Source organism: Thiomonas sp. (genome assembly GCF_054608695.1).
In genome coordinates, this window is the sequence record NZ_JBTRXV010000021.1 from 38,880 (window position 1) to 52,470 (window position 13,591).

At 70.0% G+C, this 13,591-nt stretch carries 15 protein-coding genes, 1 pseudogene and 1 riboswitch; of the genes and pseudogenes, 13 read left to right on the forward strand and 3 right to left on the reverse strand.

The annotated features are described in order from the left end of the window. Positions 1-19: 19 nt before the first annotated feature. Positions 20-982 (reverse strand): 16S rRNA (cytidine(1402)-2'-O)-methyltransferase, encoded by a 963-nt coding sequence (gene rsmI, locus ACYCUK_RS09635; RefSeq protein WP_461594557.1) that lies wholly within the window; start codon positions 980-982, stop codon positions 20-22. Between rsmI and ACYCUK_RS09640 the strand changes: the two genes are divergently transcribed. From ACYCUK_RS09640 to ACYCUK_RS09690, 11 genes are all read left to right on the forward strand, one after another. Further along, positions 981-1,361, forward strand: coding sequence for a YraN family protein (locus ACYCUK_RS09640; protein ID WP_461594558.1), 381 nt, complete (start codon positions 981-983; stop codon positions 1,359-1,361). The genes rsmI and ACYCUK_RS09640 overlap by 2 nt on opposite strands. A gap of 144 nt (positions 1,362-1,505) precedes the next feature. Next, a complete protein-coding gene (locus ACYCUK_RS09645; protein ID WP_112485709.1) occupies positions 1,506-2,108 on the forward strand; it encodes a phosphoheptose isomerase in 603 nt (200 codons plus the stop codon). After that, entirely contained in the window at positions 2,101-2,841 is a 741-nt protein-coding gene (locus ACYCUK_RS09650) for a BON domain-containing protein (protein ID WP_461594559.1), read from the forward strand. The genes ACYCUK_RS09645 and ACYCUK_RS09650 overlap by 8 nt, the downstream gene beginning before the upstream one ends. A gap of 63 nt (positions 2,842-2,904) precedes the next feature. Beyond that, positions 2,905-3,444, forward strand: a complete 540-nt coding sequence (ppa, locus tag ACYCUK_RS09655) for an inorganic diphosphatase (RefSeq protein ID WP_461594560.1) — start codon at positions 2,905-2,907, stop codon at positions 3,442-3,444. A gap of 85 nt (positions 3,445-3,529) precedes the next feature. After that, positions 3,530-4,699: a Na+/H+ antiporter NhaA gene (nhaA, locus tag ACYCUK_RS09660; RefSeq protein WP_461594561.1), complete on the forward strand. Its 1,170-nt coding sequence runs from the start codon at positions 3,530-3,532 to the stop codon at positions 4,697-4,699. A 10-nt stretch (positions 4,700-4,709) separates the two neighbouring features. Next, positions 4,710-5,330: a DUF924 family protein gene (locus ACYCUK_RS09665; RefSeq protein ID WP_461594562.1), complete on the forward strand. Its 621-nt coding sequence runs from the start codon at positions 4,710-4,712 to the stop codon at positions 5,328-5,330. Between the two features lie 71 nt (positions 5,331-5,401). Then, positions 5,402-5,517: riboswitch (TPP riboswitch) on the forward strand. Between the two features lie 32 nt (positions 5,518-5,549). Continuing rightward, positions 5,550-7,424 carry a phosphomethylpyrimidine synthase ThiC gene (gene thiC, locus ACYCUK_RS09670; protein ID WP_461594563.1) on the forward strand — a complete coding sequence of 625 codons (1,875 nt, stop codon included), beginning with the start codon at positions 5,550-5,552 and terminating at the stop codon, positions 7,422-7,424. Beyond that, complete coding sequence (locus ACYCUK_RS09675) at positions 7,421-8,794, forward strand: FAD-dependent oxidoreductase (protein ID WP_461594564.1); 1,374 nt, start codon at positions 7,421-7,423, stop codon at positions 8,792-8,794. Before thiC ends, ACYCUK_RS09675 begins: the two co-directional genes overlap by 4 nt. After that, positions 8,784-9,008 carry a sulfur carrier protein ThiS gene (gene thiS / locus ACYCUK_RS09680; protein ID WP_461594565.1) on the forward strand — a complete coding sequence of 75 codons (225 nt, stop codon included), beginning with the start codon at positions 8,784-8,786 and terminating at the stop codon, positions 9,006-9,008. Before ACYCUK_RS09675 ends, thiS begins: the two co-directional genes overlap by 11 nt. 203 nt (positions 9,009-9,211) lie before the next feature. Beyond that, positions 9,212-10,060 (forward strand): thiazole synthase, encoded by an 849-nt coding sequence (locus ACYCUK_RS09685; RefSeq protein ID WP_461594573.1) that lies wholly within the window; start codon positions 9,212-9,214, stop codon positions 10,058-10,060. A 101-nt stretch (positions 10,061-10,161) separates the two neighbouring features. Beyond that, positions 10,162-10,560, forward strand: a complete 399-nt coding sequence (locus ACYCUK_RS09690; protein WP_461594566.1) for a nuclear transport factor 2 family protein — start codon at positions 10,162-10,164, stop codon at positions 10,558-10,560. Between the two features lie 124 nt (positions 10,561-10,684). Here the strand turns inward: ACYCUK_RS09690 and ACYCUK_RS09695 are convergent, their stop codons facing one another. Continuing rightward, positions 10,685-11,107, reverse strand: coding sequence for a carboxymuconolactone decarboxylase family protein (locus tag ACYCUK_RS09695; protein ID WP_461594567.1), 423 nt, complete (start codon positions 11,105-11,107; stop codon positions 10,685-10,687). Then, positions 11,088-11,504 (reverse strand): MerR family transcriptional regulator, encoded by a 417-nt coding sequence (locus ACYCUK_RS09700; protein ID WP_461594568.1) that lies wholly within the window; start codon positions 11,502-11,504, stop codon positions 11,088-11,090. The genes ACYCUK_RS09695 and ACYCUK_RS09700 overlap by 20 nt, the downstream gene beginning before the upstream one ends. Before the next feature lie 127 nt (positions 11,505-11,631). On the opposite strand from ACYCUK_RS09700, the gene thiE reads away from it, so the two are divergent. Further along, positions 11,632-13,152, forward strand: coding sequence for a thiamine phosphate synthase (thiE, locus tag ACYCUK_RS09705; protein WP_461594569.1), 1,521 nt, complete (start codon positions 11,632-11,634; stop codon positions 13,150-13,152). A 71-nt stretch (positions 13,153-13,223) separates the two neighbouring features. Next, positions 13,224-13,591 (forward strand): annotated as a pseudogene (locus ACYCUK_RS09710) (hypothetical protein); the annotation flags it as partial.

Sequence of the window (13,591 nt, forward strand, 5' to 3'; positions counted from 1 at the left end):
GCGCGACGCAGCGGTCGTTTCAGTTCTCGTCCAGACCCTGGCCCGCCTGCGCCTGCAGCCAGCGATACAGGGTCTTGCGGTCCGCCCCCAGCATCTCGGCCACCACGGCGGCGGCGCGTGATGCTGGCAACTCACGCGCCAGTCGCAACAGCCAACGCTGCGCCTGCGCGTCCATCGGCTCGGCGTCGCGGGCGGCTTGCAGCACCAGCACGAACTCGCCTTGCACGCGCCGCGCATCCGCCGCCAGCCAGCCCAGCAACTCGGCCGGGCTCCCCGGCACGATGGCCTCGAACTGCTTGGTCAATTCCTTCGCCAGAATCAAGTCCGGCGGCTTGGGCAGGGCGGCTGCCAGTTGCGCCAGTTCCTCCAGGCTCTGAACGATGCGATGCGGCGCCTCGAAGCATACCCAGGCGCGCGGCGAGGCCAATGCCTCGCGGTAAAAGGCCGCACGTTGTTGCTGTGTCGCCGGCACATAGCCGGCGAAGGTGTAGCCGGCGTCCAGGTCCAGGCCCGAGGCGCTCAATGCCGTTGTCACGCTGCTGGCGCCGGGCAACGCAATCACCGCATGGCCGGCCGCGCGCGCGGCACGCACCAGCACCGCGCCGGGGTCGTTGATGCCGGGTGTGCCGGCGTCGCTCACATAGGCCACACGCTGCCCGGCGGCCAGCAGCGCCAGCATTTCGGCAGCGGCCGTCTGCTCGCGGTGGCGGTCGGCCCGCAGCAGGGGCTTGGCCAGGCCATGGGCTTGCAACAGGCGCTGGGCCATGCGGGTGTCTTCCGCTGCCACCAGGTCGCAGCGTTCCAGCATGGCCAGGGCGCGCAGGCTGATGTCGGCAAGGTTGCCGATGGGCGTGGCCACCACCAGCAGGCAGCCCGGCGGCAGCGACTGGCCCGCGCATAATTGCCGCGCCGCGGCCAGCGCCGCAGGCGCGCCGTGGTCCGCTGGCGATGGGGAAATGGGCATGGAGGATGTGGGAGACATGAGGCAAGACCCGGCAAAGCCCGCCACCCGCCCGCCAGGACAGGTGGGCGCCCTGGCGGAGGATGCGGCCTGGAACTACCTGCAGCGGCAGGGGCTGCAAATGGTGGAGCGCAATTATCGGGTGCGCGGCGGCGAGATCGACATCATCGCCCGCGATCCCAAAGGCCCGCTGGTGTTCGTCGAGGTCCGCGCACGCGCCAGCGCGGCCTTCGGTGGCGCCGCCGCCAGCGTGGACGCGCGCAAACGCGCCCGCATCCTGCTGGCCGCGCGGCATTACCTCATGCGCTTTCCCGGCGAGATGGCCTGCCGTTTCGACGTGGTCGCCATCGAAGGCGGGCAGCTGCACTGGATTCGCGACGCCTTCGATGCCGATGGTTGAGGGCTGGCCTGTCAGCTTGTTTCAAGTGCAAGCGAGTACACCCGGCACTGACAGAGCGACGCCGGCGCATGGGCTTGCATCCGCCAAGCCATCCGGACCCAGGGAATAATGGAGGCCTTTGCTTTTCTTCCTGGTACTCGAACCATGCTTGAACAACGCATCCAACAGCAGTTTCGCGAGAGCGCAGAACTGAAGCAGCAGGCAGCCGCCCTGATGGCCGAGCCTGTGGCGCAGGCCGTGGCCTGCATCGCCAATGCGGTGAGCAACGGCGGCAAGGTTCTGGTGTGTGGAAACGGTGGCTCGGCTGCCGACTCGCAGCACTTCGCCGCCGAGCTGGTGGGCCGCTTCGAGCGCGAGCGCATGGAGCTCGCGGCCATTGCGCTGACCACCGACACGTCCGTCCTCACCGCGCTGGCCAACGACTTCGGCTTCGACCAGGTGTTCTCGCGCCAGGTGCGCGCCCTGGGCCAGCCGGGCGATGTACTGGTGGCCATTTCCACCAGCGGCAATTCGCCCAGCGTGCTGGAGGCCGTGCGCGCCGCGCAGGAGCGCGACCTGCTGGTGGTGGGCCTGAGCGGCAAGGGCGGGGGCCAAATGACCGCGATGCTGCGCGAGCAGGACGTGCATCTGTGCGTGCCGCACGACCGCACCGCGCGCATCCAGGAGGTGCACCTGCTCATGCTGCACTGCATTTGTGACGGCGTAGACTGGACCCTGATGGGCGACCCGGAGGATTCCAATGACTGACCGCACGACTTTCCGCTTGAGTACATGGTTCAACGCCGCATGCCGCAACGCGGGCCGCGTGTCTCGCAAGATGCCCTTGTCCCGCGCCGGCCTGGTGCTCATGGGCGCCATTGCCGCCACCCAGTTGCAGGGTTGTTTCATCCTGGGCGCCGCCGCCGTGGGCGGCGCTGCGCTGGTGGCGACCGACCGCCGCACCGTCGGCGCCCAGCTCGAAGACCAGACCATCCAGGTCAAGGCCGCATCGCAGATCAGCAATGCCCTGCGCGGCAATGGCAATGTCAGCGTCAATTGCTACAACCAGCAGGTGCTGATCACCGGCCAGGTGCCGACCGAGGCCTACAAGCAGCAGGTGCAGCAGATCGTGGCCGACATTCCCAACGTCAAGGCCGTGCTCAACGAGGTCGTGGTCGGCCCCAATTCCACCTTGGGCCAACAGGCCGAAGACACCTTCATCACCTCCAAGGTTCGCGCCTCGTTCATCGACGACAAACAGCTGTACTCGCAGGCCTTCAAGATCACGACTTCGGCCGGCGTGGTGTATCTGCAGGGCATCGTCACCCAGGCCGAGGCCGATCAGGCCAGCGCCGTGGCCAGTGCGGTGTCGGGCGTGAAGAAAGTGGTGACCCTGTTCAACATCATCACGCCGCAGCAGCTGCAGGGCATCTACAAGAACACCTCGCAGACCCCGGTCACGCCTCCCGGCAATCCGCCCACAACTCCGGCAACGCCCTGAGCAGGGCCGCGTGCGTGTGGCGCCCGCGGCCGTCTTTTTCTCTTCCACCCAGGTGAACTTCCCATGAGCTTGCTTCACGTTCCCGCAGGCAAAAATCTGCCCGACGATTTCAACGTGGTCATCGAAATTCCCGCCGGCGCCCCGCCGGTGAAGTACGAGGTCGACAAGGCCAGCGGCGCGTTGTTCGTCGACCGCTTCATGTCCACCGCCATGCACTATCCGTGCAACTACGGCTACATCCCGCAAACCCTGTCGGAAGACGGCGATCCGGTGGATGTGCTGGTGGTCACCCCCATTCCCCTGGTGCACGGCTGCGTGGTGCGCTGCCGCCCGGTGGGCATGTTGAAGATGACCGACGAGGCCGGCCCCGACGCCAAGCTCATCGCCGTGCCGGTGGACAAGCTGCTGCCCATGTACCGCAACATCCACAAGCCCGAAGACCTGACGCCGGAATTGCTCAAGCAGGTCGAGCATTTCTTCAACCACTACAAGGATCTCGAAGCCGGCAAGTGGGTGAAGACCGAAGGCTGGGCTGACGCCGACGCCGCCCGCGCCGAAATCAGCGCCAGCGCCAAGCGCTACAGCGAACACGCCAAGGGCTGACGCCTTGCGCACCGTCGCGCACACGCAACGGGCACATGACGGGTGCTTGACGTGCGCATAGCGGGCACATCGTGGGCCTAAGGGCATGAGTGCCGCTACTGCACCGAACAACGCCAGCAACGCCGCCGCCCGCTCCGGCCTGATGCTGGCGGCCAGTGCGGTGCTCGGTCTGGTGCTGATGAACAGCCCGCTGGCCGCCCTCTGGCAGGGTCTGCTGCAAACCACCTGGGGCGTGCATCTCGGCCCGCTGCATCTGGTGGAAAGCAATCTGCTGTGGATCAACGATGCGCTCATGGCGCTGTTCTTCCTGCAGGTGGGCATCGAGATCAAGCGCGAATGGCTGTTCGGCGCCCTGGCCGACCCTCGTGCCCGCGCGCTGCCGGTGGCCGCCGCACTCGGCGGCATGGTGGTGCCGGCGCTGGTGTTCGTCGCGCTCAATCTTGGCGACTCGGCGGCCCTGGGCGGCTGGGCCGTTCCCGCTGCCACCGACATCGCTTTCGCTCTCGGCCTCATGGCCTTGCTGGCACGCGGCTTGCCGCCACAGGCACGGGTCTTCCTCACCGCGGTGGCGGTGCTCGACGATCTTGGCGCGGTGCTCATCATCGCCGCGTTCTACACCGCGCAAATCTCGGGTGCCATGCTGGCCGCCGCGGTGGCCACCGCGCTGCTCATGGTGCTGCTGCAAGGCTTCGGCGTGCGTCGCGCCTGGCCCTATCTGCTGCTCGGCGTGCTGCTGTGGCTGTTCGTGCTCAAGTCCGGCGTTCATGCCACCGTTGCCGGCGTGCTCACCGGCTTGCTGCTGCCGCAGACCCGCGCGGGTGGCGCCGGCGCCAAGGTCGAGCATGCGCTCGCACCCTACGTCTCCTGGCTGGTGCTGCCGCTGTTCGCGCTGGCCAATGCCGGCGTGGCGTTGGGAGCATCGGGCCTGGCCTTGCTGGGCCATAGGGTGACCTGGGGTGTGGCGCTGGGGCTGGTGCTGGGCAAACCCGTCGGCATTCTCGCGGGCGTGGGTGTGGTGGCGTGGCTGGCCGACGGCCTGCCGCGTGGCTATTCCTGGCGCTTGATGGCTCCGGTGGCCGCGTTTTGCGGTGTGGGCTTCACCATGTCCTTGTTCATCGCCGGCTTGGCTTTCAACGCCGATGCGCAGGAATTCGACGCCGCCAAGATCGGCGTGCTGCTGGGCACGGTGCTGGCGTTGGCGGCCGGGGCGTTGATTGCGCGCCGGCTCTACCCGGCCGCCCCTCGCGCTGCCTGAGGCTCGCGTCATGCCACATGCCGATCCGCCCGCGAAAGCCGCCGAACTGCTGCGCCACTGGTTTGGCGAGGCGCCGCACGACGTCCAAGCCACCTGGACGGCGCGTCGTGCGCTGTGGTTCGGCAAGGACGCCGCTGTGGACGCCGACATCCGCGCCCGTTTCGGTGCCTTGCAGCTGCAGGCGGCTGCGGATGCGCTGGCGAGTTGGGCGAACTCCCCGCGCGGCGCCCTCGCGCTGCTCCTGCTGCTGGACCAGTGCCCGCGCAATCTGTTTCGCGCCACGCCGCGGGCCTTCGCCACTGATCCGCAAGCCCTGCGCCAGGCGTTGGCGATGGTGGACGCGGGGGACGATGCGCGCCTGTGGCCCATCGAGCGCGTGTTCGTTTATTTGCCGCTCGAGCATGCCGAGGAGCTTGCGGTGCAGGAGCAGTCGGTGGCCTTGTTCGCCGCGCTGCGCGACGCCGCGCCGCAAGTCAACCGTGCGCGCTTCGAAGACTTCCTCGATTTCGCCCAGCGCCACCACGCCATCATTGCCCGCTTCGGCCGTTTTCCGCATCGCAACGCCATCCTCGGCCGTGCCAGCAGCCCGGAAGAACTCGTCTTTCTCCAGCAGCCGGGTTCGGGGTTCTGATCGGTGGGGTGCAATCCCGCGAGACTGGCGCGGTCGTTGCGCAGGGCATGCTCGGTGCGGCCTATACTTGGCTTTGCTTGTCGGAGTGCCGTGCATCGGAAGTTGCCTGGCTGAGATCGCAACACTGCGAAATCCGCTGAACCTGATCGGGACCATCCCCGCGTAGGAAACCAAGTCGCCCCATGCGCTTCGGCAGGCCAACCACTCCAGGAGGCCACCATGTCCGAAGTTCGCCGCGCCGTCGATCCCGAGCGCCTGTCCAGCCGCATCACCCGCACTCCGTTTCCGGCCTCGAGCAAGGTCTACACCGAAGGCCCGCAAGGCGTCAGCGTGCCCTGGCGTGAAATCGCGCTGTCCGACACCTTGATGCAGGAGTCGCCCACCGTCACGCGCCTGCTGAAAAACGCGCCGCTGCGGGTGTACGACACCTCGGGCCCCTACACCGACCCGCAGGCCGCCATCGAAGTGCGCGCCGGCTTGCCCAAGCTGCGCGCCGCGTGGATCGCCGCCCGCGCCGACACTGAACAGCTCGCCGGCCCCAGCAGCACCTTCGGCCAGCAACGCGCGCACGATCCCGCCACCGCCGCGCTGCGCTTCGCCGCGCCTCCGGCGCCGCGCCGCGCCAAGCTTGGGGCCAACGTCAGCCAGATGCACTACGCGCGCCAAGGCATCGTCACCCCCGAGATGGAGTACATCGCGCTGCGCGAAAACCTGTTGCGCGCGCAGTTGCCCGACACCCTGACGCAGAACGGCGGCCAGCACCGCGGCACCTGGTTCGGCGTGCGGCATGAGATTTCCGGCGAATTCGTGCGCCAGGAAGTGGCCGCGGGCCGCGCGGTGGTTCCGGCCAACATCAACCATCCCGAGATCGAGCCGATGATCATCGGCCGCAACTTCCTCACCAAGGTCAACGCCAACATCGGCAACTCGGCCGTCACCTCCGACATCGAGGACGAGGTGGACAAGATGGTGTGGTCCATCCGCTGGGGCGCCGACACCGTGATGGACCTGTCCACCGGCAAGCACATCCACGAAACCCGCGAATGGATCGTGCGCAACAGCCCCGTGCCCATCGGCACCGTGCCCATCTACCAGGCGCTGGAAAAGGTGAACGGCGTGGCCGAGGACCTCACCTGGGAGCTGTTCCGCGACACGCTCATCGAGCAGGCCGAGCAGGGGGTGGATTACTTCACCATCCACGCCGGCGTGCTGCTGCGCTACGTGCCGCTGACGGCCAACCGCATGACCGGCATCGTTTCGCGCGGCGGCTCCATCATGGCCAAGTGGTGCCTGGCGCATCATCAGGAGAACTTCCTCTACACGCATTTCGAAGAGATCTGCGACATCATGAAGGCTTACGACGTCACCTTCTCGCTGGGCGACGGCCTGCGCCCCGGCAGCATTGCCGACGCCAACGACGAGGCGCAGTTCTCCGAGCTGCGCACCCTCGGCGAGCTGACGCAAATCGCCTGGAAGCACGACGTGCAGGTGATGATCGAAGGCCCCGGCCACGTGCCGCTGCACATGGTGGCGGTGAATGTGGAGGAGGAGCTGAAGCACTGCTTCGAGGCGCCGTTCTACACCCTGGGTCCGCTGACCACCGACATCGCCCCCGGCTACGACCACATCACCAGCGCCATCGGCGCGGCCAACATCGGCTGGGCCGGCACCGCCATGCTGTGCTACGTCACGCCCAAGGAACACCTCGGGCTGCCGGACCGCAACGACGTCAAGCAGGGGCTGATCGCCTACAAGATCGCCGCCCACGCCTCCGACCTCGCCAAGGGCTACCCCGGCGCGCAACTGTGGGACAACGCCATTTCCCGCGCCCGCTTCGAGTTCCGCTGGGAAGACCAGTTCCGCCTCGCGCTCGACCCCGACACCGCGCGCGCCTTCCACGACGAGACCCTGCCCAAGGAAGCGGCCAAGACGGCGCATTTCTGCTCCATGTGCGGTCCCAAGTTCTGCTCGATGAAAATCAGCCAGGACATTCGCAGCGCGGCGCAGGCGCAAGTCGCGGCGGGAGATCTGAAGCAGGAGCTGGCGCGCAAGGCCGAGGAGTTCCGCAAGACTGGAAGCGAGATCTATCTGTGAACACCACGCCGGGCCGCGCCGAGGCCTCCCCTCCCCAACCCTCCCCACCCTGTGGGGAGGGAGCGCTGGAGCCTGCTTCGCGCAGCGCGGTGCTCACCTCCCCCACCGGTGGGGGAGGCCGGGAGGGGCAAGCTGAAGTTGCGCGCAGCGGTGTGCTCACCTCCCCCACTCGTGGGGGAGATCGGGAGGGGCAAGCTGAAGTTGCGCGCAGCGGTGTGCTCACCTCCCCCACTGGTGGGGGAGGCCGGGAGGGGGAGGCGCCCCGCATCGGCATCGCCGGCGCGGGACTCGCCGGCCGGCTGCTGGCCTGGCGCCTGCTGCGCGCGGGCTATGCCGTCGAGCTGTTCGACGCCCACGCCCGCGCCGACCGCAGCAGCGCCGGTCCCACCGCCGCGGCCATGCTCTCGCCCACCGCCGAGCTTGCGGCGGCCGACGCGGACATCCACGCCCTGGGCGTGGCCTCGCTGTCCATCTGGCCGCAGTGGCTGGCCGAGCTGCACGCGCAGACCGGGCGCGAGGTGTATTTCCGCCGCGAGGGCACGCTGGTCGTGGCGCACGCCGCCGACCGCGGCGCGCTCGACCACTACGCCGCGCTGCTGCGCGCCCACCTGCCGGCAGGTGGCGAGGAGGCGTCGATGCAGACGCTCGGCGGCGCGCAGATTTCCGCGCTCGAACCCCTGCTCGCCGCGCGCTTCGCGCAGGGCCTGTTCCTGCCGCAGGAAGGCCAGCTCGCCAACGACCAGCTCTATGCCGCCCTGGCCGCCGCGCTCGACGCCGGCCTGGCCGCCTGCGGCGGCGCCTGGCACGAGGGCGCGGCGATCGACGCCGTGGAGCCCGCCGCGCTCGTCGACGCCCAGGGCAGGCGCCACGGTTTCGACCTCGCGGTGGACTGTCGCGGCATCGGTGCCAGGAACGGCGTTCCCGGCCTGCACGGCGTGCGCGGCGAGGTGCTCACCGTGTTCGCGCCCGGAGTGAGCCTGCGCCGCCCGGTGCGGCTCATCCATCCGCGCTACGCCATCTACGTCGCCCCGCGCCCCGGCGGGCAGTTCGTCGTCGGCGCCACCGAGCTCGACAGCGAGGACGCCGGCCCGCCCACGCTGCGCTCCACGCTCGAACTCGGCAGCGCCCTCTACAGCCTGCACCCCGAATTCGGCGAGGCCCGCGTGCTGCGCCTGGCCGCCGCCCTGCGTCCGGTCTTGCCCGACCACCATCCCGTCGCCGGGCCGGATGCGAGCGGGGTGTGGCGCATCAACGGCCTGTTCCGCCACGGTTACCTCATCGCCCCCGCGCTGGTGCGGCAGGTGGAGCAGGGCATCGCCGAGCTGTTGGGCAGGCCCGGCCCGCAGGAGGTCTTGCGCCATGCCGCCTGAGTCCGCCGCGCGCACCCTCTGGCTCAACGGCCAGGCCGTGCAGACGTGCGCAGGCACGCTGCACGCGCTGCTCGCCGAGCGCGGGCTCGACGCCGCGCCGCGCGCCTTCGCCTGCGCCGTCAACGGCGCCTTCATCCCGCGCGCGCGCTGGGCCGAACAGCCGCTGGCCGCGCAGGACCGCATTGACATCGTCGCCCCGGTGGTGGGCGGCTGAACCGAGGAAGATTGGCCATGGACACCGACATCACAGCCCCCGAACCGCTGGTGCAGACCAGCTTGGGCCAGCCTGCGCCGCGCAACTTCCCACCCGGTGGGGGAGGCCGGGAGGGGCAAGCTGAAGTTGCGCGCAGCGGTGTGCTCACCTCCCCCACCGGTGGGGGAGGCCGGGAGGGGCAAGCTGAAGTTGCGCGCAGCGGTGTGCTCACCTCCCCCACCGGTGGGGGAGGCCGGGAGGGGGAGGACCGGACGCCGGCCACCGATCCCTGGAGCGTTGCCGGCGTCGCCCTGCAATCCCGCCTGCTGCTCGGCACCTCGCGCTATCCGAGCCCGCAAGTCCTCGACGACGCGGTGGCCGCCAGCCGCGCCGAGGTGCTCACCGTCGCCCTGCGCCGCCTGCAGCCGGAAAGCGGCGGCGGCCAGGCGTTCTGGCAGCGCATCGCCGCGCTGGGCTGCCACCTGCTGCCCAACACCGCCGGCTGCCACACCGCCGAGCAGGCCGTGAACCTGGCGCTGATGGCGCGCGAGTTGTTCGGCACCTCCTGGATCAAGCTCGAGGTGATCGGTGACGACTACACCCTGCAGCCCGACCCCTTCGGCACCCTGGAGGCCTCCGAGCGCCTGGTGCGCGAAGGTTTCGCCGTGTTCGCCTACACCACCGACGACCTCGTGCTCGCCCGCCGCCTGTTTGACGCCGGCGTGGCCGCCGTCATGCCCTGGGCCGCGCCCATCGGCTCCGGCCGCGGGCCGCAGAACCTGCACGCGCTGCGCACCCTGCGCGAGCGCCTGCCCGATGCCGTGCTCGTCGTCGACGCCGGGCTGGGCAGGCCCTCGCACGCGGCCCAGGTCATGGAACTGGGCTTCGACGCCGTGCTGCTCAACACCGCCGTGGCCGAGTCTGCCGACCCCGTGCGCATGGCCGTCGCCTTCGCCCAGGCGGTGCAGGCCGGCCGCCTCGGGTTCCTGGCCGGCGCCATGCCCGAGCGCGACACCGCGCAGGCCTCCACCCCCACGGTGGGCATGCCGTTCTGGCACGAGGCAGGGGCGTGATGCAGGGCCGTTCGCACGAAGCGCCACTGTCCCACCGTTTTCCGCACGCTTTCCCGCATCCCTGCTGCTTCGTGCCTACGCGCTTTCCTACCCAGACCGGCATGGAGCCCGACCTCGTCACCGAAGACCGCCTGCTGCCCATTCTTCAAGAACTGATTGCGCGCGAACCCATCTTTCACCATCCCGAGCATGGGGCCACGCGCGCGGACTTCGAGGCCATGACGGACGCTGGCTTCTGGGAAGTCGGCGCCTCGGGCCGGCGCTACAGCCGCGCCCACGTGCTCGACGTTCTCGATCAGCGCCGCATGAACCCGCAAGAAGATGTCTGGGAAGCGCGGGATTTCCACTGCCGGGAAATCGCCCAAGGCAGCTACTTGCTGACCTATACCCTCGTCCAGGGCGCCCGGGTCACGCGCCGCTCGACGATCTGGCGCCGGACGGCCGAGACATGGCAGATCCTCTTTCATCAGGGCACGGTCGTCGAAGCCGATGGCGCATAGAGCGATGGGGAGGCCGGAGCCGAGTCCCCGCAGCGGGATGCGCCACGGGCTTGCGCCGAAACAGGGTGGCGGTTGCCCGACGCTGGTGGCCCGCCGGCGTCGTCGCACATCGCTCGATGCGTTCTCACGCTGGCGTGGGAGCACGCTCCGCAAACACTTCCTTCGCCGCGAACAGGCCGTTGAGTGCGGCGGGGAAGCCGGCGTACACCGCCATCTGCATGATGATCTCGACCACCTCCTGCTGGCTCCAGCCGACGTTGAGCGCGCCGTGGATGTGAACCTTGAGCTGCGGCGCGGCATGGCCGAGCGCGGTCAGCGCCGCCACCACGCCGATCTCGCGCGATTTCAGGTCGAGCTGCGGACGGGCGTAGATGTCGCCAAAGCCGAACTCGATGATGTAGCGCGCGAAATCGGGGGCGATGTCCTTCAGCGCGTCGATCACGCGCTCGCCGGCCTCGCCGTCGATTTCGCGCAGCTTGGCCCAGCCGCGCGCATAGCGCGTGTCGGGGTCGTGGCGGGCGGGCTGTTCAGTCGCTTGCGGGTTCATGGTTCGGGGTCCTGGTGCGCGCCGGCGGTTCGTCCATCATCGCCAGATAGGTTTGAATCTTGGCGTCGAGGGCGCCGGCGCAAGTCGACAACTCAAGCATCCTGGTGGCCAGACGTTCGCGATGGAGTTGAAGCATCGCCAGCCGCGCGGGCGAGGTCACGTCCCCCTGGGCGCGGAGTTCGGCGTAGCGCCGAATTTCCTTGATCGGCATGTCGGTACGCTTGAGCCTGAGCACGAACGCAAGCCACAGCACGTCCTCATGCGCATAGCGCCGATGGCCGCTTGCCGCGCGCGCCACCGGCCTGAGCACGCCTTCGGCCTCGTAATAGCGAAGCGTGTGCGTGCTCAGGCCCGTTTGTCGCGCAAGCTCCCCGATGGAGATGAAATCGCTGGTCACGGGCGCATCCTAGGAATTGAAGCGGACTTGAAGTCAAGCGACAGATTCTTTCCATGCATCATCGCCCCGAACGGGCGTCCGCGCCACCATCGTTCTTGAATCCCTGTTGAATCACGGTTCTCCTCCCATGCCCAGCCCCGCACCCGCTCCGCTCCTACTCACCCTCGCCGGCCACGACCCCACTGGCGGCGCCGGGCTCACCACCGACCTGGCGGCCTGGCAGGCCATGGGCTGCAGGGGCGCCAGCGTGTGCACCGCGCTCACGGTGCAAAACGCCCAGGGCGTGCAGCAGGTCGTGCCCACCGGGGTGCCGGTGCTGCGCGCGGCGCTGGCCGCGTTGACGGCCGAGGGGCAGCCGGTTGCGGTGAAGGTCGGCATGCTGGGCGAGGCGGACGTGGCGGCTGAAGTGGCCGCCTTCTGCGCCGCGTTCACCGACGGCCCCGTGGTGTGGGACCCGGTGCTGGCCGCGAGCGCCGGCGGCGTGCCGCTGCTGCAGGCCGGCGCCGGCGCGCTGGCCGCCATGGCGCGGGCCGCCACCGTCATCACCCCCAATCGCGTCGAGGCCGCGCAGTTGCTGGGCCTTCCCGCATGGAGCGACGGCGGCGCGATGCCGCCCGGCTGGCTGGCCGCCATCCGCGCGCAGTGGCTGGGGCAGGGGCGCACCCAGGCGGTGGTGCTCAAGGGCGGGCATGCGCAAGGCCCGCACAGCGTGGACTGGCTGCTCACCCGCGACGGCGCGCAGGCCTTCGCCGTGCCGCGCCTGGCCCGCGGCGCCCACGGCACCGGCTGCCTGTACGCCGCCGTGCTGGCGGCCATGCTGGCGCAGGGCTGGAGCGTGGCCGACGCGGTGGTCGAGGCGCAGTGGCGCACCCATGCCGGCATCGCTCAGGCCTGGCGCGCGGCACCCGAAGCCCGCCCGCTGGTGAACCCCGCTGCCGTGCTGGACAGCGGCAGCTTTCCCCGGCATCCCGCGCCAGGCGGCTTGCCGCAGACGGATGCGCCGGCCTTCGCCCCGCTTGCCGCGCCGCCCGGCTTCTACCCCATCCTGCCCGGGGCCGACTGGGCGCTGCGCGTGCTCGACTGGGGCGCGCGCACCCTGCAACTGCGCATCAAGGATTTGCAGGGCGCGGCCCTGCGCGCCGACATCGCCCGCGTCGCCGAAGCCGCGCGCCAGGCCGGGGCGCAGCTGTTCGTCAACGACCACTGGCGCGAGGCGCTGGACGCCGGCGCCTACGGCGTGCACCTGGGCCAGGAGGACCTGCTGCTGGCCGACCTCGCCGCGCTGCGCGCCGCCGGCATGCGCCTGGGCGTGAGCACCCATACGCCGGGCGAAATGGCGCGGGCGCACGCGCTCGGCCCCAGCTACATCGCCCTCGGCCCGGTGTATCCCACCACGCTCAAGGTCATGCCCTACCGCCCGCTGGGCCTGCAGCGCCTGGCCGACTGGGTCGCGCGCTGCCGCCCGCGCTACCCCACGGTGGCCATCGGCGGCATCAGCCTGGAGCGCGCCCCCGGCGTGATGGCCGCCGGGGCCGACGGCTACGCCGTGGTCAGCGCCGTGACCCAGGCCGCCGACCCGCAGGCCGCCGTGCGCCGGGGCCTGGCCATCGCCCAGCAGGCGCAGGACTGCCGCGCGGCGGCGGGCTGATCCGGCACAAGCCACAAGTCCCATCGCCGGCCGCCCCTGCCGTGCCCTCGACCCTTTCAAGCCAGCTGTCCGTGCCAACCGCCCATTCCACGTCCGAACCGGCTGCCGACGCCGATCCGTCCTTCGTGCTGTTCGACCCCGCCGATGCGCCCGCGCGCCTGTACACCGCGTCCATCGCCCACCGCATCGCCCGCACCGACGCCGAGGCCGCCGCCATGCCCGCCTGGGCGGGCGAGGAACTGGCGCGCGGGCGCGAAGTGGCGCTGTTCGCCGCGTTCGAGGCGGCACGAGCGCTGGCCGGGCTGCCGCTGGCGCACGCGCCCGTGACGCCGCTGGTGGAGGGCTTGAGCTTCGCCCAGGCCACCATGCTGGACGGCGGCGACGCGGTGGACGCCTGGCTGGTCCGCCAGCTCGCCGCCCTCGGCGGGAGATCGGAAGA